Origin of the sequence: Lederbergia lenta NBRC 16444, assembly GCF_001591545.1 — a bacterium.
GTDB classification, from domain to species: Bacteria; Bacillota; Bacilli; order Bacillales; family Bacillaceae_C; genus Lederbergia; species Lederbergia lenta.
In genome coordinates, this window is the sequence record NZ_BCVC01000018.1 from 1 (window position 1) to 19,289 (window position 19,289).

The 19,289-nt window shown below is 37.4% G+C and carries 21 protein-coding genes; 8 read left to right on the top strand and 13 right to left on the bottom strand.

The features are described from left to right. The 10 genes from BLE01S_RS20940 to BLE01S_RS20150 form a co-directional block, all read right to left on the bottom strand. The coding region (locus BLE01S_RS20940; RefSeq protein WP_501161676.1) for an alpha-helical endospore appendage domain-containing protein at positions 1-372 on the bottom strand (372 nt) is incomplete at its 3' end. 185 nt (positions 373-557) lie between these two features. Further along, positions 558-896: a monovalent cation/H(+) antiporter subunit G gene (gene mnhG / locus BLE01S_RS20110; RefSeq protein ID WP_066146825.1), complete on the bottom strand. Its 339-nt coding sequence runs from the start codon at positions 894-896 to the stop codon at positions 558-560. After that, positions 880-1,164 carry a Na(+)/H(+) antiporter subunit F1 gene (locus BLE01S_RS20115; protein ID WP_066146827.1) on the bottom strand — a complete coding sequence of 95 codons (285 nt, stop codon included), beginning with the start codon at positions 1,162-1,164 and terminating at the stop codon, positions 880-882. The genes mnhG and BLE01S_RS20115 overlap by 17 nt, the downstream gene beginning before the upstream one ends. Then, positions 1,158-1,640 carry a Na+/H+ antiporter subunit E gene (locus BLE01S_RS20120; protein ID WP_066146829.1) on the bottom strand — a complete coding sequence of 161 codons (483 nt, stop codon included), beginning with the start codon at positions 1,638-1,640 and terminating at the stop codon, positions 1,158-1,160. Before BLE01S_RS20120 ends, BLE01S_RS20115 begins: the two co-directional genes overlap by 7 nt. A gap of 37 nt (positions 1,641-1,677) precedes the next feature. Further along, a complete protein-coding gene (locus tag BLE01S_RS20125) occupies positions 1,678-3,159 on the bottom strand; it encodes a Na+/H+ antiporter subunit D (protein ID WP_066146832.1) in 1,482 nt (493 codons plus the stop codon). After that, on the bottom strand, positions 3,152-3,493 hold the full coding sequence (locus tag BLE01S_RS20130; RefSeq protein ID WP_066146835.1) for a Na(+)/H(+) antiporter subunit C: 342 nt from the start codon (positions 3,491-3,493) through the stop codon (positions 3,152-3,154). The genes BLE01S_RS20125 and BLE01S_RS20130 overlap by 8 nt, the downstream gene beginning before the upstream one ends. Continuing rightward, a complete protein-coding gene (locus BLE01S_RS20135; protein ID WP_066146838.1) occupies positions 3,493-3,915 on the bottom strand; it encodes a Na(+)/H(+) antiporter subunit B in 423 nt (140 codons plus the stop codon). Before BLE01S_RS20135 ends, BLE01S_RS20130 begins: the two co-directional genes overlap by 1 nt. Further along, complete coding sequence (locus BLE01S_RS20140) at positions 3,912-6,317, bottom strand: Na+/H+ antiporter subunit A (RefSeq protein WP_066146842.1); 2,406 nt, start codon at positions 6,315-6,317, stop codon at positions 3,912-3,914. Before BLE01S_RS20140 ends, BLE01S_RS20135 begins: the two co-directional genes overlap by 4 nt. A 222-nt stretch (positions 6,318-6,539) precedes the next feature. Further along, on the bottom strand, positions 6,540-7,748 hold the full coding sequence (locus BLE01S_RS20145; RefSeq protein WP_066146881.1) for an MFS transporter: 1,209 nt from the start codon (positions 7,746-7,748) through the stop codon (positions 6,540-6,542). Between the two features lie 241 nt (positions 7,749-7,989). Then, complete coding sequence (locus BLE01S_RS20150; RefSeq protein ID WP_066146845.1) at positions 7,990-8,388, bottom strand: S-Ena type endospore appendage; 399 nt, start codon at positions 8,386-8,388, stop codon at positions 7,990-7,992. 615 nt (positions 8,389-9,003) lie between these two features. Here BLE01S_RS20150 and BLE01S_RS20155 point away from each other — a divergent pair. Beyond that, positions 9,004-9,420 carry a hypothetical protein gene (locus tag BLE01S_RS20155; RefSeq protein ID WP_066146848.1) on the top strand — a complete coding sequence of 139 codons (417 nt, stop codon included), beginning with the start codon at positions 9,004-9,006 and terminating at the stop codon, positions 9,418-9,420. A 240-nt stretch (positions 9,421-9,660) separates the two neighbouring features. Here BLE01S_RS20155 and kapB read toward each other — a convergent pair whose 3' ends face one another. Next, the gene (kapB, locus tag BLE01S_RS20160) at positions 9,661-10,059 is read right to left on the bottom strand and encodes a kinase-associated lipoprotein KapB (protein WP_411825164.1); all 399 of its coding nucleotides are present in this window, start codon (positions 10,057-10,059) and stop codon (positions 9,661-9,663) included. 128 nt (positions 10,060-10,187) lie between these two features. On the opposite strand from kapB, the gene BLE01S_RS20165 reads away from it, so the two are divergent. The 3 genes from BLE01S_RS20165 to BLE01S_RS20175 all read left to right on the top strand — a co-directional run bounded on the left by BLE01S_RS20165 (position 10,188) and on the right by BLE01S_RS20175 (position 12,154). Then, complete coding sequence (locus BLE01S_RS20165; RefSeq protein WP_066146857.1) at positions 10,188-10,961, top strand: peptidylprolyl isomerase; 774 nt, start codon at positions 10,188-10,190, stop codon at positions 10,959-10,961. A gap of 256 nt (positions 10,962-11,217) precedes the next feature. Further along, positions 11,218-11,445: a hypothetical protein gene (locus BLE01S_RS20170; protein ID WP_066146860.1), complete on the top strand. Its 228-nt coding sequence runs from the start codon at positions 11,218-11,220 to the stop codon at positions 11,443-11,445. Positions 11,446-11,620: 175 nt separating this feature from the next. Next, positions 11,621-12,154, top strand: a complete 534-nt coding sequence (locus BLE01S_RS20175) for a superoxide dismutase family protein (protein WP_066146863.1) — start codon at positions 11,621-11,623, stop codon at positions 12,152-12,154. 31 nt (positions 12,155-12,185) lie between these two features. On the opposite strand, the gene BLE01S_RS20180 is transcribed toward BLE01S_RS20175, so the two are convergent. Together BLE01S_RS20180 and BLE01S_RS20185 are read right to left on the bottom strand one after the other, a co-directional pair. After that, the gene (locus tag BLE01S_RS20180) at positions 12,186-13,355 is read right to left on the bottom strand and encodes a MalY/PatB family protein (protein WP_066146866.1); all 1,170 of its coding nucleotides are present in this window, start codon (positions 13,353-13,355) and stop codon (positions 12,186-12,188) included. Positions 13,356-13,443: 88 nt separating this feature from the next. Further along, complete coding sequence (locus tag BLE01S_RS20185; protein ID WP_066146868.1) at positions 13,444-14,277, bottom strand: alpha/beta fold hydrolase; 834 nt, start codon at positions 14,275-14,277, stop codon at positions 13,444-13,446. Between the two features lie 237 nt (positions 14,278-14,514). Between BLE01S_RS20185 and yugI the strand changes: the two genes are divergently transcribed. The 4 genes from yugI (at position 14,515) to BLE01S_RS20205 (ending at position 19,242) form a co-directional block, all read left to right on the top strand. After that, on the top strand, positions 14,515-14,904 hold the full coding sequence (yugI, locus tag BLE01S_RS20190) for a S1 domain-containing post-transcriptional regulator GSP13 (RefSeq protein ID WP_066146871.1): 390 nt from the start codon (positions 14,515-14,517) through the stop codon (positions 14,902-14,904). Positions 14,905-15,142: 238 nt separating this feature from the next. Further along, a complete protein-coding gene (gene pruA, locus BLE01S_RS20195) occupies positions 15,143-16,687 on the top strand; it encodes an L-glutamate gamma-semialdehyde dehydrogenase (RefSeq protein ID WP_066146874.1) in 1,545 nt (514 codons plus the stop codon). Positions 16,688-16,759: 72 nt separating this feature from the next. Then, positions 16,760-17,953, top strand: coding sequence for an ornithine--oxo-acid transaminase (locus tag BLE01S_RS20200; RefSeq protein ID WP_066146877.1), 1,194 nt, complete (start codon positions 16,760-16,762; stop codon positions 17,951-17,953). Between the two features lie 44 nt (positions 17,954-17,997). Continuing rightward, positions 17,998-19,242: a Glu/Leu/Phe/Val family dehydrogenase gene (locus tag BLE01S_RS20205; RefSeq protein ID WP_066146879.1), complete on the top strand. Its 1,245-nt coding sequence runs from the start codon at positions 17,998-18,000 to the stop codon at positions 19,240-19,242. Positions 19,243-19,289: the final 47 nt, after the last annotated feature.

Consider the following 19,289-nt stretch of genomic DNA (forward strand, 5'->3'; position numbering starts at 1 on the left):
GCCAGTGGCTCCAGTAAGTCCCGTAGCTCCGGTAATGCCAGTAGCTCCAGTCGCACCGGTCGCCCCAGTCGCCCCAGTACCTGTAGCTCCAGTCGCCGTGGATAATTGAACAACTTGTTTCAGTTTATTGTCCAATATCAATTCTTTCTTCATAGCAGCTTCTAACATGTCTTGCACGCTGTCATTAATAGAAAGAACATCGGGCAGAGAGGGGGAGGTGCTAAGTGCATATTGAATTTTTTCCCCTTCGGCATTAATGATATGTGCTAAACCCATTTCCTCTAAGGCGATGGATGCTAGAAGTAGATTGATTGCATCATCTCTTGTAAGGGAAATGTCTGGAGTAATATTTGGAATGTTTGATTGAGACATTAGATAACTCCTTTCTTTCTATTATTCGAGTAAAATAGTCACATGCACAATTGATTACATGCTAAAGTTATATTATTCAAATGAGAAGAAATGGTATAAGCTTATGTCTTTGACATGTGAGAGTAAGAAAAGAATATTTTAGCAATAAAAAAAGCTGCCTGCATCAATCCAGACAGCTTTCATAATTACTTTTTTTGAGATAAATCATCTTGTACACTTCGCTCTGATAGTTCGACACCTGTGTGATAAGCAGCTCGGCTAATTAAATGGCCAGCCACCGGAGCAGTGATGAAAATGAATACAATACCGAGTACTATTCGGGCATTGAACTCTCCATCAGTTGCATAAAAATAGATCAATGTTCCAAGCAATGTAAGTAATACACCAAGTGTAGTAGATTTAGAGGCAGCATGGTTTCTTGTGTACACATCAGGCAGTTTTAACACTCCAAAGGCAGCAACAATACTTAAGAAAGTGCCGATTAATATACAAATTACAATCGTCCATTCAGCTACGGCGCTCATATTCGATGATCTCTCCTTTCTGTAAAAATTTAGAAAAGGCAACTGTTCCAATAAAGGAAAGAATACCGAATAATAATATGACATCTAAGAAAGCCGTTGTGTGAAAAATCATAGACATAAGTCCTGTAATTGCAGCTAAATTAATACCCATTGCATCAAGGGCAACAATTCTATCAGGGGTAGAAGGACCTTTAATTACTCTAATTAATAAAATCACAGAAGAAAAGGCAAATCCGATCAAGGCAATTTTTAATACAATATCTAACATGAGCGGCTCACCTCCATAATTGCTTTTTCAAATGAAAGTTTAATGCTTTCTACAGCTTCATCTGCATCTTCAATATCCATCGCGTGAATATAAAGTGTTTTATTATCCTTAGACAAATCGACAACGAGTGTACCAGGCGTTAAGGTGATTAGATTTGCCAATAGTGTAATTTCCCAGTCGGATTCAAGTTTCGTTTCTAATGCGAAAATACCTGGCCGAATTGTTAATTTCGGATTCAAGACAACTTTTAATACTGCTAAGTTGGAAAGGAACAGTTCTTTTAGAAACAGAAGAACGAGCCAGACTACTGCAAATACTCGATATATATATAGTCTTGATGAGAAAAAACGGCGCATCATAAAGATAATGAGTAATCCTAGTAAATAACCTATGATAAATGTTGACAGTGTGACGGAGCTTTCGAAAAACATCCATAAACATGCCATTAAGACATTTAATAATATTTGAAAGGCCATCATGCATTCCTCCTCTTAGTAATTTTGCGTCACATGATTATTTGTTTAAAACAGCGTCAATATAAAGAGAAGGGTCCATAAGCACTTCTACAGCTTGTATGATATACATATTAACGTATTCGGAAAATACTCCGAAAGAAATAGAGGCAATCATTAACATAATGATTGGAGTAAGCATTTTGCCAACAGCGATATTAGGGTTTACTTTACTACCTGTTGAATCTCCCCAAAAGCTATTGATGAACACTCTCATTAATGAGTATAAAACGAATAGACTAGAGAAAAGGATAATTAATGCACCGACCACATCGCCATGTGCAAAACCTCCACTTGCAATCAGTATTTTTCCGACAAAACCACTTAATGGTGGAATACCAGCTAATGCAAGGATGGAGAGAAAGAAAGTCCAACCAAGCAACGGGTAATGTCGAATCAGTCCGCTAAATTTTTGATAATTACTTGTACCAGTGATTGCAATGATAATACCAGCAATCATGAACAGTGCCGCTTTAATGATCATGTCATGGATTATATAAAAAACGGATCCGCTTAAAGAATCAGCGTTCATCGTACCAATTCCATATGTAATGATGCCAATCGCAACTACAATATTATAAATAATAATTTTCTTAATATCTTTATATGCGATCGCAGCTATAGCCCCGAGAACAATCGTAATGAGTGATAAGACGATAAGTAGTTCATGGGTAAACCCTTGGTCATGATGGAAAAATAATGTATATGTCCTTAATATCGAATATACCCCAACCTTTGTCAGTAAAGCGCCAAACAAAGCCATAATAGGTGCTGGCGGTGCATAGTAAGAACCCGGAAGCCAGAAGAAAAGGGGAAATATGCCTCCTTTTAATCCGAATACAATTAAAAAGAGTACCGCTACAACACTCATGATGCCAGGTTGGCCTGCTTCAGCAATCCTTTCAGAGATGTGAGCCATATTCAGTGTTCCAACCATCGAGTATAAATATGCTACTGCGATAACAAATAAAGCAGATGACGTGACATTAACAAGCAGATATTTAATTGATTCGCGTAATTGAATTTTTGTGCCACCAATTACAATGAGTACATATGAAGACATGAGCATTACTTCAAAAAAGACAAACATGTTAAAAATGTCACCTGTTGTAAAAGCTCCGTTCACACCTACCATTAAAAACTGAACGATTGAGTAGTAATAATATTTTTCACGTGCTTTGCCAATTGTTCCGAAAGAATAAAGGATACAGCAAAGAGCAATAAAAGAACCGGTAGTTACAAGCAAGGCAGATAGCATGTCTGAAACAAGCGTAATACCAAACGGTGCAGGCCAACTGCCAAGATTGAGTGTCTGAATGCCCTCATGGTCTATCTTATAAATTAAAATCAATGAAGCTATGAATGTTCCAGCCATTGAAATAGCGGAAATCCACCGTTGAATAATTACTTTCTTTGCGAAAAACATTAAAATAACTGCCGTAATAAGTGGAATGACAATCGGCAATATTAATAAATTAATCATCTGTTTTAGTACCTCTCATCTCATCAATATTATCAGTGCCAAGCTCTTGGTAGGCGCGATATGCCACAACAAGGAAAAAAGCTGTTACACCGAAACTGATGACGATTGCTGTCAGAACAAGCGCCTGCGGGATAGGGTCTGTGTACGCTTCGGCATTTTCTCCTAGCAAAGGCACCGTGCCACGCTTTAATCCAGCCATTGTCAATAACATCAAGTGTGCCCCGTGACTAAGTAAGCCTGTGCCAATAATAATCCGCAGTAAGCTTTTGGAAAGCATTAAATAAACTGCGCTCGCAAACAAGAGGCCAATTAATATAGACATTAAAATTTCCATTATTCGCTCTCTCCAATCGTTTGAATAATGGTCATCGTAGCGCCAACGACAACCAAGTACACACCAATATCAAATAATACAGCAGTGTGCAAGGATGTTTTTCCGAGTATTGGTAATGTAAAATCACCAAAGGCATGGGTGAGAAAAGGGACGTTAAAAATAAGTGAACCTGCCCCAGTCCCAATAGCAAATAATAGTCCAACAGCGATCATGATTCTATAATCAAAAGGTAAAATATTCGCTACCGTTTTTATATCATAAGCAAGTAATAACAAGACAATAGCTCCTGATGTTAGTAGTCCTCCGACAAATCCACCACCTGGGTTATAATGACCTGCAAAAAAGATATGGAGAGAAAATAGCAGAATAATAAATGACACAATTTTAGTTGCGGTTTGTAAAATAAGATCATTTGTATTCATTCACTCTTCCTCCTTGAAAGCCTTAATCTAACCATTCCATAAATACCGAGAGCTGCAATGCCTAATACGGCTATTTCAAACATCGTATCAAATCCACGGAAGTCTACAAGGATAACATTAACCATGTTTCCTCCAGCTGCTTTTTCCGCTGTGTTATCAATATAATATTGTGCAATGGAGTCAAATATCTTGGTACTATGTGCAGAAAGAGCGATCAAAGTTACAACGATTCCTACACCAGCCGCAACAATAGCATTTGTTAGTTTAAATTTCATTCGTTCTTCTTTTCTGTTTAACTTCGGCAAATGGTAGAAACAAAGCAGAAATAATGCAACGGAAATCGTTTCAATAACAAGCTGTGTTAGCACGAGATCTGGAGCTCTAAATAACAAGAAGAATAGTGCGACAGTGTATCCAATTGCACCGAGCGCAATAATCGATGTAAGGCGTGATTTTGCCATTAGAATGGTTAATGATGCGGCGACGATAATAAGTGTTAAGACGATTTCATATAAACCTATTGGCGCCACATCAGATGTATCAATGATAAATGCATTTTTTTTCACTAATGTAAAACCAAGAATACCGATAAAGGCAATGAAAATATAAAGCATATATGTTCTAATAGAGCCCGTCATATAAAGATTTGTAGCTTGCTTAGATCCAGATTCTGTCCGAATTAATCCATTGTCATAGATATTGTTTAATGTAAATTTTTTAGGTAGTAATCCATAAATTTTCTTCCATTTAGGCAATGTCGTGTAAAGTAATGTACCTATTAAAATGATACCTATTGTCATAAATAACGCCGGTGTGAAACCATGCCAAAACGAAATGTTTACATCAAAAGCTAGTCCCGCATCTATTAGGCCAGGCATAATAGATGCTGCGGCTGGTTCAATAATAGACGTAGAAAGCACATTGGGAAATAAACCAAAAGCAATTACGAGCGCCGCTAAGACGACTGGAGAAATAAGCATTCCAATCGGTGCTTCATGTGGCTTTTGCGGTAAATTTTCCGGTTTATATTTGCCAGTGAATGTTTTGAAAAAGAGAATCATGCTATATATAAATGTGAATACACTTGCAATCCATGCAATTATTGGGAAAAGAACTCCCCAGGTACTAAGTTGGAATATATTCAGCGATAGCACATCTACCATGCTTTCTAGGAACATTTCTTTACTTAAAAAACCGTTAAATGGAGGCAAGCCTGCCATAGAGAATGTCCCAATTAAAGCAATTGTAAACGTAATTGGCATCACTTGCATGAGTCCGCCAAGTTTGCGAATATCTCTTGTACCTGTTTCATGATCGACAATTCCAGCGACCATGAATAAACTTCCTTTAAAAGTAGCATGGTTAATTAGATGAAATACGGCTGCGACTGTCGCTGCCATGTAAATATTATTGTCAAGCTCTGTAAAGTGAAGGGCCGCCGCGCCAACACCAAGTAGAGACATAATTAAACCGAGCTGACTCACAGTAGAAAAAGCAAGGATCGCTTTTAAATCGGTTTGCTTCACTGCGTTAAATGAACCCCATAGCAAAGTCAATAAACCAATACCTCCAACGAGCCAAAACCAAGTTGCTTGTTCAGCGAAAATCGGGCTCATCCGGGCAACGATATAAATGCCTGCTTTGACCATTGTGGCAGAGTGCAAATATGCGCTGACAGGGGTCGGTGCTTCCATTGCATCAGGAAGCCAAATGTGAAAAGGAAATTGTGCTGATTTAGTAAAAGCACCAAGTAACACGAGTACTAATGCGGTGATAAATAGTGGGTCTGAACTAATTTCACCTGACAAGGCAATGATTTCTCTTACACTAAATGAACCTGTCATTATATGAAGTAGTAAGAACCCTCCAAGCATTGCGAGCCCGCCAAACACTGTGATAAGCATTGATTTTTGTGCTCCATATCGTGAACGTTCTCTCTCATACCAAAAACCGATAAGTAAAAAGGATGAAAAAGATGTCAGTTCCCAAAAAGCATAAAGAACGATTAAGTTGTCTGAGAGCACAACTCCAAGCATTGCTCCCATAAACATAAGTAAGTAAACGTAAAAGGAACCGAGATTTTCTTTTTCTTTTGATAAATAAAAAATCGAATATAGCACAACTAATGAGCCAATCCCGGTAATAAGTAAAGCGAATAATAAGCCAAGGCCATCTACATAGGCTGTGAAATTAATGCCTAATGAAGGAATCCAATTAAGGGTTTCTTGAATTGCCCCTTGATTATTCATCTTTGGAATAAGCCGGAGAAAATAAATAAACAGCACTGCCGGGAGTATAAGAACAAACCAGCCTGTATGGAGACCTGGTAACTTTTTATGTAGCAAAGGAATGAATAGACCCAACAGTAGCGGTGCTATAATGGCAAAATGTAAAACAGACAAGCAAACTCCTCCTTAAAGATTTTCCTTTTAATTTGTAAAGGATGAATAATTGATATATAGACTAACTCGCATTATAGCTTAGTTTTTGTTTTATTTCTTAAATAATGCAAAGGGGGATTTTCTGTTTATAAATAAGAAGGAAGAGATCGATTTATTAGAATTTGTAATAATTTATTCACAATTGAATATAAAAAACGACAGCCACATTCGCTGCCGTAAAAATTAAATTTGCAAAGTACTTTTCTCTCCGTCATATTTTACACTCTTCCAAAGCAAAACGAAAGCGAGCAAAAATAATGCCCCTGTTACATAAAAGACTGAAGATATGCCAGCTTGCCCTGCCACAATCCCACCAAGTGCAGGGCCGATAACATTACCTAAGAAACGAAAGCTTTGATTATAACCAAGGACTTCACCTTGCATTTCAAGCGGTGCCTCTAGCCTAATGAAAGCTGTAATACACGGAAGCATGCCGCCGATCGCCATCCCGTATAAAAATCTAAGAATAACAAGCTGTGTAAGGTTTGTTACTAGCGCTTGAGGGATGATTAAAATGGCCGCTAAAACAAGTAAAATCATTAATACTTTTTCATAACCAATATCATCGCCTAATTTTCCCCATTGTCTCGTCAATAATAAATTACCAAATCCAGTTGCTGAAAAAGCTAAACCTGATAAGAAAGCAATACTACCACTATGAGTCAGTTCGCTAACATAAAGAGCCAGAAGAGGCTGAATGCTAAAATTACCAACCTGAATAATTAGAGCGATCACCATTACCATTATGAGCATCCTGCGATTTAAAATAAGTTGTATCACATTCCGTCTCGTATAGGATTTATTTGTTTTTTTACTCGTTACCTCCTTATGTTCAACAATTCCTAACAATACGACAAGGGTAGCAACCATTATTGAAACAGCCGTAATAATAAAAGTATATTGAAAGCCGAATGTATCAGCCATCAATCCACCGATTAAAGGGCCGAAGAGACTTCCAGCTACGTTTCCCATTTGAAGAGTACCTAATGTTTTTCCAGCTTCATGGCGAGGCGTTTGTTTCGAAATAAAAGCGATAGACATTGGAATAAATCCAGTGACGATACCCATTAACATCCTCAAGAAAAAGAGACCAATCACACTGTCAACTACGCCCATAAAAAAAATGCTGATAGCTATCCCGGCACTTGTGATAATTAAAATAGGTTTAAATCCATATTTATCACCGACTCGCCCCCAAAGCGGGGACACGAAAAAGGCGCTTAAAAATGTTATCCCAAATACAAAACCAGCCCAACGTTGAACATAATCACTACTAAAGTCACCAAGTGTATTAATATATAATGATATAAATGGAAGCACCATTGTTGCACTGGCTGCCACAAGAAAATTGCAAGCCCACATAATGAGGAAATTGCGTTTTTCTACCGTAATATGAAACACCTTCTTATTTATATATTTCGTAACCCTAAGTATAAGTATAATTCAGTGGCAATTTATTTCAACTTTTCTAGTTAAAAATAGATAAAACTGCCAAAACGGATAATTTACCTGAAAAGTGAAAAATCGTGAAGAAGGACGAGCGAATAAAAAGAATGGAGTTGGGAGGGAAAAACAAAAAGGTGTTCGTCAATCCCGACGAACACAAAGAAAGGTTTAGCAGGCTATACTTAAATTAGATCAGATAATTAGCTTTAATATGATATTTAGCTTTGCATATTCCCCTATCTTTACTTTGTGAGGGAGGGCATTTTGCTATCACTCTACGTAAATCCTTTACAGTTATAGATTTTGTCTCGTGTTGATTTATAAACGTTAAATCTTTCTTACAACAATCATCACCAAAAAAGACAGATACGACAAATGGTGAGCAGTTGTCTCCACAATGTGATTCAAGCTGAATGGTCACTGTTGCCATAATATATATATCGGTTTCTCCCACAAAAGACCACACTTCCTCAACATGTGGTTTAATTGAATGGGAATTCGGACAAGCTATTCTAATTTTTCCACAAAATTCATCACTCACCGCCTTTAATTCTATGTTTTTGTGTAAATTACAGTCATCTCTCATTAGATGGACTCCTTTCTATCATACTCTTATTAGTTAATTCATCTCTTGTAAAATTGAAAGTGCTACTGTCCACTAAGAGTGATAATTTAATAAAGATACCCTGATTAATTGTTTTTTTATGATTTAATACTTGAAGTGAGAAGGTTTATGATCATAGATATGGATTTTTTCAATCCTCAAAATTAAATGGAAGCATAGGGAGGGTTAGTGTAACCTGATTCTGAATGAAAAAACTATTACTAGAGGAATAATGGGGTTTCCATAAAAAGTTATGTTTTTAGAAAATAAATTTTGATATGAGCCTTAATCAGACTAATATTAATTAAGTATAAGGCGATTGAAGATGAGTTCACCTTCGCTCTGTATTTCCAACAGAATTACAAGATAAATTAAAATTAAGAATGTAACTTATGATAGATAGTATCCGGCAAATGATATCTCTTTTTGAACTCATCAGACATGCCTATCTAAAAGATAGAAGGGAAATCACATAGGTTTCAGCATAATTATGACTGGAAAGGTTAAAAGATAAAGAAATTGCACAGACTGCCTGACCCTCTTGAGCATAGCATACAGTGTTGATCGATCAAAATTAGAAGAAAAGAGGTGTATGAGATGAATTCATGTTGTTCTAATTTCTGTGAGGATTTAACTGAATTTACCCAAATTTCAATTTGTTCTGGGCCGAAAACGATTGATTGTTCTCCAACTCTCGATTTTACAGACACTAGATTACCAAATACCCACCCTGATGTAATGAATAGTCCTACTGTATTATTTGTCGTTTCCAACTCAGTAGCATATATGTCCTTACGTATAAAAAATCTTACCTCCTGCTCAGGTATGCAAGTGAGAGTCCTTTATGAAGATGGGACCTTTGATGAAATAAATAATATATCCCAAGGCTCTTCGGTTGGGTTTCTAGCTTTAAAACCTGTAGAACGTGTTGAATTTCGATGTCCAAATCCTACTGAGATGGTTGGCGGATGTGAAGCCGAATTAAATGGGATTGCTATAGTGCCACTAGGATAAAGTAAAGGAACCTAGCAATGCTAGGTTCCTTTTTATGGAGCTTCCATAATGGGAGTCTATAAGCATGTAAGACCCGAGCTAGGGAGGCTGAAGTAACAAGTAAGCATCATCCAATGATGTCCAGTGGTACTATAGTATGTTATTCTGTAAGATACTTTACACCATCACTATTAGTGAACTACGATATACAGAACAGTATGTATGATGCCTGCCAGAGGTGCACGATTAACAATGAATCAATTAAATATTCATTTTCATCGAATACATCAATTCATATTCTTTAATCACCCCATTCAAAGCTTCAAGACTTCGAATACTAAAGGGGTCTTCTGGTTTTGCTTTCAATTTTTCAGCTAGCTTACGAATGGCATCTTGCAGTGAATCTGGATAATGAGGTATTTCATCTTCAAAAGTATGAACCATATTTAATGGTATATTTGCTTGCTCACGAAAAGCGAGTGCTTTTCTTTCATGAAAAAATGGAACATCCACTTGATTAGGATTATGTAGATCACCTTGTCGTGGGTGTGTTAATACAGCTAGCATGCGAACGGTATATGTTTCTGGTCGACTATCTGTGATTTCTCCAATATATGTACCAGTTTTATTAAACGCTTTAACAATTTGACCGACTTCCATGTTTAAGCTCCCCTTCATTACATAATAGTTATACAAACTTATTTTAATTATCCACTGAAAGAGAAGAAAAGGAAAGAAGGATGATTTTTTTGAAGAAATCCTGTAAAGTAAATTCTGGAGGGCAGACGATGAAAAAACACTCTATATGGATTCTATTGTTCTTATTTGTTTTCACCTTAGCTGCATGTGGAACAAATAAGATACAGGATATGCCGGATCCAAACAGCAAGGAAGAAAAACCTGAGGATCAAGAAAAATCTGCTGAAAAAGAAAAAGAAAAAGAAGGAGATGTTGACATGACAGAACAAGTTTCTTATCCACAACTATCTAATGAGGTAGCGGATAATGAGAAATTAGTACAAATGAATACAAATATGGGGTCTATCAAAATTAAGTTATTCCCTGAACAAGCACCAAAAACAGTAGAAAACTTTGTGAAACACGCAAAAGATGGCTACTATAATGGAATTATTTTTCATCGCGTAATAGAGGATTTCATGATCCAAGGTGGAGATCCGACTGGTACGGGTGCAGGTGGAGAAAGTATTTATGGTGGAGCTTTTGAAGATGAATTCTCTCGTGAGCTCTTTAACCTACGTGGTGCACTATCCATGGCAAACGCAGGCCCAGGGACAAATGGCAGTCAATTTTTTATCGTTCAAAATAGCCAAGTTGATCCTCGTTTAGAAGGTCAAATGGAACAGGCTGGATTTCCAAAAGAGATTATTGCAGCATACATGGAAAACGGTGGAACGCCACATCTAGATTTCAAACATACTGTTTTCGGACAAGTTGTTGAAGGTATGGATGTAGTGGATAACATTGCAAAAGTGAAAAAAGGTGCAGCTGACAAACCTGTTGAAGATGTTGTCATCGAAAGCATTGACATTATTAAAGAATAAAAACACGCCATCAAGGCTACATAGCTTGCAGAAAAAGCATTCGCTTTATTCTGCAAGCTTTTTGATTGCTGTTAAAAGTAGTTGATAATCTAAACAGTTTTGGAATTATAGTTTTAATCTGTTATTTAATCGATATATTGGAAGGGCGCATTACTGGCCGTTCCTGCTTTCTAGTTGCTTTTCATGATGTCACATAATTGTCGTTGTTTCGCGTGGGTTAATCTTGATATAATTAAGTCAAACAATGAAGGAAAGGATGTTTTCCTTGCAATCAATTCTAAATTCTTTTGTCATGTATATGCCGTTTCTTTATTTTCCAGAGGATAAAACAGAATATATTCCCGCTGCAATTACAATGGCGATTTTTGGAGTCATTGCCGTAGCAGTATTTATACTAATAAGAAAAGTTTCCAAAAAACAAGAGTTGAAAACAAAAGAAATAGAAGAGCGAATTAATCGTGAACGTCAACAAAAGCACCTGTAAACGGGTGCTTTTTGTGTGGAAAGAAAAAAATGAGTAACCTTTTGATCAAGTAGAAAATAGTGCAATCAATATCCAAATGGTGTAGGTAATATGCAATGCTATAAAATGATAAGGATAATTCACTACGCATCTGGCAACAATGTAGGTGAAATAAAGTTTACATGGAGGAATAAAAGTGAAGAAATATTGTCTTCTCATCATGCTCCTATTTCTAGCCGCATGTACAAATCCACCCCCGAAAAAAATGGATATCGATATGAAAAACCCCGATGGAGATTCGATTGGGAAAATCAAGATGGAAGAACAAGCGGAGGGAGTTAAGTTATCGTTAGATTTAAAAGGGCTTCCACCAGGGGAACATGCAATTATTATTCATGATAAAGGTTCATGCGAGGCCCCAGATTTCGGGTCTGCTGGAGAACATTTCAACCCTGATAAAAAAGAACATGGACTTCTCAATCCGAAAGGTTCTCATGCTGGAGATCTTCCTAATATAATTGTTGGAGAAGATGGAAAAGCAAAAATGAAAATCATAGCTAAAGAAGTTACATTTGATGTGAATAAGAAAAATTCTTTATATACCAAAGATGGAACATCCCTTGTTATTCATGAAAATCCAGATGATGGTATGAGCCAACCTGCTGGTAAAGCTGGAGATCGTATTTTCTGTGGCGAGATTACTAAAGATCGTCAGCCAATCAAACAATAACAGAAAGGAGTAGGCTAAAAGCCTACTCCTTTTAATATGCTTCTAGGGCATAAATAAGTCTTTTCACACCATCTTCCACGATTTCTCTTTGACAAGCAGCATTCAAACGAATGAAGCCTTCCCCACCAGGACCGTAGGCATCTCCGAAATTTACAGCTAGCTTTCCTTTTTCTAATAATACTTTTCGTAAATCTGCATCATTTAATCCAGTTTTTCGGCAATCAATCCACACGAGATATGTTCCTTCGGATTCTATTACCTCTAGTTTAGGAAGAGCTTCTTTGACCTTTGTCTTTATCAAATCAACGTTTGCTTGAATATAAGAGAGCATATCATTAAGCCAGTGCTCTCCATATGTATAAGCAGCTTCCATCGCAATAATACCAAAAGTATTTAATGCGAAAAATCCATTTTTCGCTTGAATTTCAGCAATTTTATTTCTCATTTCTTTATTTTGAGCTACCATAAAAGAGGCTTGCAAACCAGCCAAATTAAATGTTTTACTCGGTGCCATTAAGGTTAACGTTCTATCTGCATAAGCTTTATTAAGTGACGCAAGTGGAATATGTTTGTAAGGCGGCAAGACTATATCTGCATGAATTTCATCTGCTATAATTACGACATCATATTTTTCACAAAGCTGCGCCATTCTGCCTAATTCCTCTTTCGACCAAACTCTCCCAGTTGGATTGTGAGGGCTGCATAAAAGGAATACCTTTACATCATTTTTTAATTTTTCTTCAAAATCATTAAAATCAATTTCATAACGACCATTCTTTAGTATCAATTCGGAATTGACTATTTCTCTCATATTACTTTCAATAATATTAAAAAAAGGCGTATAAACCGGAGATTGTATTAAAATTTTATCTCCAACTTCAGTAAACGCTTGTACTGCTATTGCAATGGAAGGAACTACACCCGGACTGAAAAGTAACCAATCATGATCGACTTTCCAATTATGCCGCTTATTTGTCCATGATGTGATAGCATTTTTCACTTTTTCATCAATAATAGTGTAGCCGAAAATCCCATGTTCGATTCGTTGCTTCATTTGTTCCATTGCTTGCTCTGGCGGGCGAAAATCCATGTCAGCAACCCACATTGGTAAGAGATCTGAGTGGCCAAAAACATTCTCCATTCCATCCCATTTTACAGATAATGAGTTGACGCGGTTAATACGTTCATTAAAGTTAACCATATTTACTCCTCCTAAACACTATACTTTTTCAGCACTTTGAAGAGCAGACTTCAGGCTTGAAGCCCCTAAACGAGCGCCTTCCGTTTTCTTAATCATTTATAAAGCTTTTGATTTCCGAATAAACCTGCATTGGCATTTCTTCTGGAACTAAATGTCCAGCCCCATTCAAAACAACTAGTTCCGAATGAGGGAGATCATTGGCGAGCCGCTCGCCAATATGTAAAGGAACTACCCTATCCTGATCGCCCCATATTAGAAGACAGTGGGTAGTTATCATTTGTAAAGATGTTTTTGGCAAATCCCCTTCACGTTGTCTTAGCATTCTTGTTAGAGCACTGAAAATATGATCTTCATGAAATGGCTCCATATATCCATTAACCATATCATCATTAATGAGCGCTTTGTCGAAAACAACATTTTCTAAATTTCCCAACACCCCAGTCTTTCCAAGATAATATTTTACATAGCGGTTGAAAAAAGGAAGATAACTGGAGAGGATGATTGGAGTCTTTGCTTTCGGTAAATAACTAGAGCTGCAAAGAAGAATGGCCTTTTTTATACAATTTGGCCGTTGGAGCATCATATTCATCACAATTTGACCACCCATCGAATGCCCGGCAGCATAAATTTGATCAATGGAAAGATAATCTAATAAACCGAGCACAGTTTTCGCCATATTCTCATAAGTATAACGGTATTTTTTAGATTTGCCACTTCGACCAAACGGAGGAAGATCCACAGAAATAACGCGAAAATCTTTTGACAATAAAGGAATTAACTTTCTGAAACTGAAAGAAGATGATAAGAATCCATGTAATAAAATAAAAACCGGTGCCGATGCCTGCGAATGATAATCTTCATAATAAATATCGATTCCATTAACAAGGGCATGATGAGCGAGAAAAGTTTCTGACACAGCCATTCCTCCAATTTTTAATTATTTTACCCTTTTGTAAGGAACGAATACAAAATATATGATTTGATTTGGCAAATCCCATCATAATATTTTTGAAAAATAAAAAAGAAGGGGTTTGATTTTATAGACATAGGGAAAAATTCTAGTGAGCGTGAGAAACATCTTTAAATCTCCTCAAGTTTGTGTTATAATTTACAATTGCGTAAATTAGGAGAAAAACTATTATAAATTAGGAGTGTTTCCATGACGACAAAATATGAAGCAGGCGAAGTATTAAAAGGTAAAGTAACGGGTATTCAGCCGTACGGTGCATTCGTTGCACTTGACGATGAAACGCAAGGACTTGTCCACATTTCCGAAATCAAACATGGTTTTGTAAAAGATATTAACGAGTTTTTAAAATTAGGTGACGAAGTAAACGTTAAAGTTTTGTCTGTTGATGAGGCAAAAGGAAAAATTAGTTTATCTATTCGTGCAACAGAAGAAGCACCAAAACAAGAAGAAACTAAAAAACCACGCCGTCAACCAGTAGTTAAAAATGAAACTGCAAGCAATGAAGGGTTTAATACTCTTAAAGACAAGCTTCAAGAGTGGATCGACCAATCAGAACGCGATGATTTAATTAAAAAGTAAGTTTGAAACTAGGCTCTTCCTTATGGGAATGGGCCTTTTTTTTATTCGTAAAGATAATAATATGATGGCTTCTGTTTGCAGTGCTATGTCACAATCTTACTAAAGTTAGTATCTACTTTAGCGGCAGAGAGAACGAAGTTGTTTTTCTTTTGAAAAAATCATTCGTGCTAATATCTATGAACGTAAAAGTATGATAATATTTATGTGACGAAATTATGTATGTCGAGGAGGAACTTGAATGATTCCTTATAAACATGAACCGTTCACTAATTTTTCGGTAGACCGAAATAAAAGGGCTTTTGAAGCAGCTTTAAAGACTGTGACTGGCTATTTAGGTAATGATTATTCTCTTATAATCAACGGTGAACGAATTTCGACAGATGACAAAATTATTTCTCGTAACCCAGCAAGTAAAAATGAAATTATTGGCAGCGTTTCAATGGCAAATAAACAGTTAACGGAGCGAGCGATGAATAGTGCGCTTCATGCTTTTGAAGCATGGAAAAAAGTAAACCCGGAAGTCCGTGCCGACATACTATTTAAAGCAGCGGCTATTATCCGGCGCAGAAAACATGAATTTTCAGCTTTGCTGGTAAAGGAAGCAGGAAAGCCGTGGAATGAAGCAGATGCAGATACCGCGGAAGGAATTGACTTCTTAGAATATTATGGCCGTCAAATATTAAAGATAAAATCTGGAAAAAGAGTGGCAAGTAGAGAAGGCGAATATAATCGTTATGAGTATATCCCATTAGGTGTTGGTGTAGTCATTTCACCATGGAACTTTGCCTTTGCCATTATGGCTGGAACAACAGCTGCTGCACTTGTTACAGGCAATACAGTACTCCTAAAGCCTGCATCAACAACACCGGTTATTGCAGCGAAATTTATGGAAGTTCTTGAAGAAGCAGGAATGCCCAATGGTGTTGTTAACTTTATACCAGGAAGTGGAACTGAAATTGGAGATTACTTAGTTGATCATCCAAAAACTCGTTTTATTAGTTTTACAGGATCCAGGGAAGTAGGTACTCGTATTTATGAACGCGCTGCAAAAGTAAATGAAGGACAAATATGGCTAAAGCGCGTAATTGCTGAAATGGGTGGTAAAGATACAATAATTGTTGATAAAGAAGCAGATTTAGAGTTAGCTGCACAATCTATTGTGACATCAGCCTTCGGATTTTCAGGTCAAAAATGTTCTGCATGTTCACGTGCGATTATAGTAGAAGATGTATATGATTATGTACTTAATCGATCGATTGAACTAACAAAAGAACTGACAATAGGTGACCCAGGAGACAGTGAAAACTTCATGGGACCTGTTAATGATCAACAAGCTTTTGATAAAATTATGAGATATATGGAAATAGGTAAGGATGAGGGAAAATTAATGATTGGTGGACATGGAGATGATTCTAAAGGGTATTATATTCATCCAACCATTTTTGCTGACCTCGATGTGAAGGCACGTCTAATGAAAGAAGAAATCTTCGGACCAGTAGTAGCATTTGCGAAAGCGAAAGATTTTACCGAGGCAATTAAAATAGCCAATGATACAGACTACGGTTTAACCGGTGCAGTAATTACCAACAACCGTCAACATCTAGAACAGGCACGAGAAGAATTTCATGTAGGTAATCTTTATTTCAATCGTGGCTGTACAGGGGCAATTGTCGGATATCAGCCATTTGGTGGTTTCAATATGTCTGGTACCGATTCAAAAGCTGGTGGTCCGGATTATCTGTTACTACACATGCAGGCTAAAACGACATCGGAAATGTTGTAATACGTTAATAGAATCGTACAGTGCTAAAACTATCCAATGTGAATAAGTGTTTAGCGAAGGGGGTTCTAATAAATGACATTTCAGACTGAAAGAATGATAAATCAAGCCGAGAAATATGGGGCTAAAAATTATAATCCACTACCTATTGTGATAACAGAAGCAAAAGGGGTGTGGGTGAAGGATCCAGAGGGTAATAAATATATGGATATGCTTAGTGCATATTCTGCAGTTAATCAAGGACATTGCCATCCTGAAGTTATTCAAGCGCTCATTGATCAGGCTAGTCGCGTTACGTTAACATCTCGTGCCTTTCATCATGATCAGCTCGGTCCCTGGTATGAAAAAGTAAGCTTATTAACAAAAAAAGAAATGGTATTACCGATGAATACTGGGGCAGAAGCGGTAGAAACTGCTGTGAAAGCGGCGCGTCGTTGGGCATATGAAATAAAGGGTATATCTGACAACAAAGCAGAAATCATCGCATGCGAGGGGAATTTTCACGGTCGGACGATGACAGCAGTTTCACTTTCATCAGAAGAAGAATATAAGCGAGGCTTTGGACCATTGCTTCCAGGTATTAAACTTGTTCCATACGGCGATTTAGATGCTTTAAAACAGGCTATCACCTCTGAGACTGCTGCATTTTTAATGGAGCCAATTCAAGGAGAAGCAGGAATAATTATTCCACCGGAAGGGTATGTAAAAGCAGCATATGAGCTCTGTAAAGAAAAAAATGTGTTATTTATCGCTGATGAAATTCAATCGGGTCTTGGACGTTCGGGTAAAACATTCGCTTGCGATTGGGATGATGTTATACCTGATGTGTATATTTTAGGAAAAGCGCTTGGTGCTGGAGTTGTCCCAATATCATGTGTTGCAGCAAATCGCAATATACTTGGGGTATTTAATCCTGGTTCGCACGGTTCCACTTTTGGAGGGAATCCGCTTGCTTGTGCTGTATCAATAGCTGCGTTAGATGTGATGGAGAGTGAAAAGTTGGCTGAGCGATCCTTTGAATTAGGAAAATACTTTATGGCTAAATTAAAGGGGATCAAACATCGGACGATAAAAGAAGTAAGAGGCAAAGGATTGTTCATTGGAATTGAGTTATATGAGGAAGCACGAAAATATTGTAATGCGCTTAAGAATGAGGGGATCTTATGTAAAGAAACGCATGAAACAGTCATTCGTTTAGCACCACCGCTTGTCATAACGAAAGAAGAGTTGGATTGGGCACTTGAACGCATTAATAATATATTCTCATAATGCTATAATAAATCTGATTACAAAATAAAGAGGCGAAAAAAACAATGGCAGAAAATCTAAACTTATTTACATCAACACAAGAGGTTATTAAAGATGGCCTTAACAAACTTGGGTTTGGCGAAGAAATGTATGAGCTATTGAAAGAGCCAATGAGAATGTTGACTGTTCGTATACCGGTAAGAATGGATGACGGTTCTGTAAATGTATATACAGGTTTTCGAGCGCAGCATAATGATTCTGTTGGACCTACAAAAGGTGGTGTACGTTACCATCCGGAAGTGACAGAAGAAGAAGTAAAAGCAATGTCCATGTGGATGAGTATAAAATGTGGGATTGTCAATTTACCCTATGGTGGTGGTAAAGGTGGAATTATCTGTGATCCACGAACAATGTCGATGGGGGAAATTGAGCGGCTGAGTCGGGGATATGTAAGGGCGATTAGTCAATTTGTCGGTCCGACGAAGGATATTCCAGCTCCAGACGTGTATACGAACTCGCAAATAATGGCTTGGATGATGGATGAGTACAGCCGTATTCGAGAAAATGATTCACCAGGATTTATTACTGGTAAACCAATTGTTCTTGGAGGATCTCAAGGTCGAGAAAAAGCAACAGCACAAGGTGTAACTATTTGTATTGAAGAAGCTGCGAAAAAACGTGGGCTTAACCTAAAAGATGCAAGAATTGTCATTCAAGGTTTTGGGAACGCTGGTAGCTTCCTGTCCAAATTTTTGTATGATGCTGGAGCAAAAATCGTAGGTATTTCTGATGCATATGGTGCATTACATGACCCAGATGGTCTTGATATTGACTATTTGCTTGATCGCCGTGACAGCTTCGGTACAGTAACAACATTGTTTGAAAATACAATCACGAACAAAGAATTATTTGAACTGGATTGCGATATTATCGTTCCAGCTGCAGTATCCAATCAAATTACAGCTGAAAATGCACCCAATATAAAAGCATCAATCGTAGTCGAAGCAGCCAATGGTCCGACGACAGAGGAAGCTACGAAGATACTAACAGATCGAAACATCCTTCTAGTACCTGATGTATTAGCAAGTGCTGGTGGAGTAACTGTTTCTTATTTTGAATGGGTACAAAATAACCAAGGATATTACTGGTCAGAAGAAGAAATAAATGAGAAATTGCAGGAAAAACTCGTTACGGCTTTCGAGAACGTGTACAGAACAGCAGAAAGTCGCAGAGTAAACATGCGTCTAGCCGCCTACATGGTTGGAATGCGCAACGTAGCAGAAGCATCCCGTTTCAGAGGCTGGGTATAAAGAAAAGCGAAAGACGCCCGTTCAGCGACGTACAAACTGGAGGGATT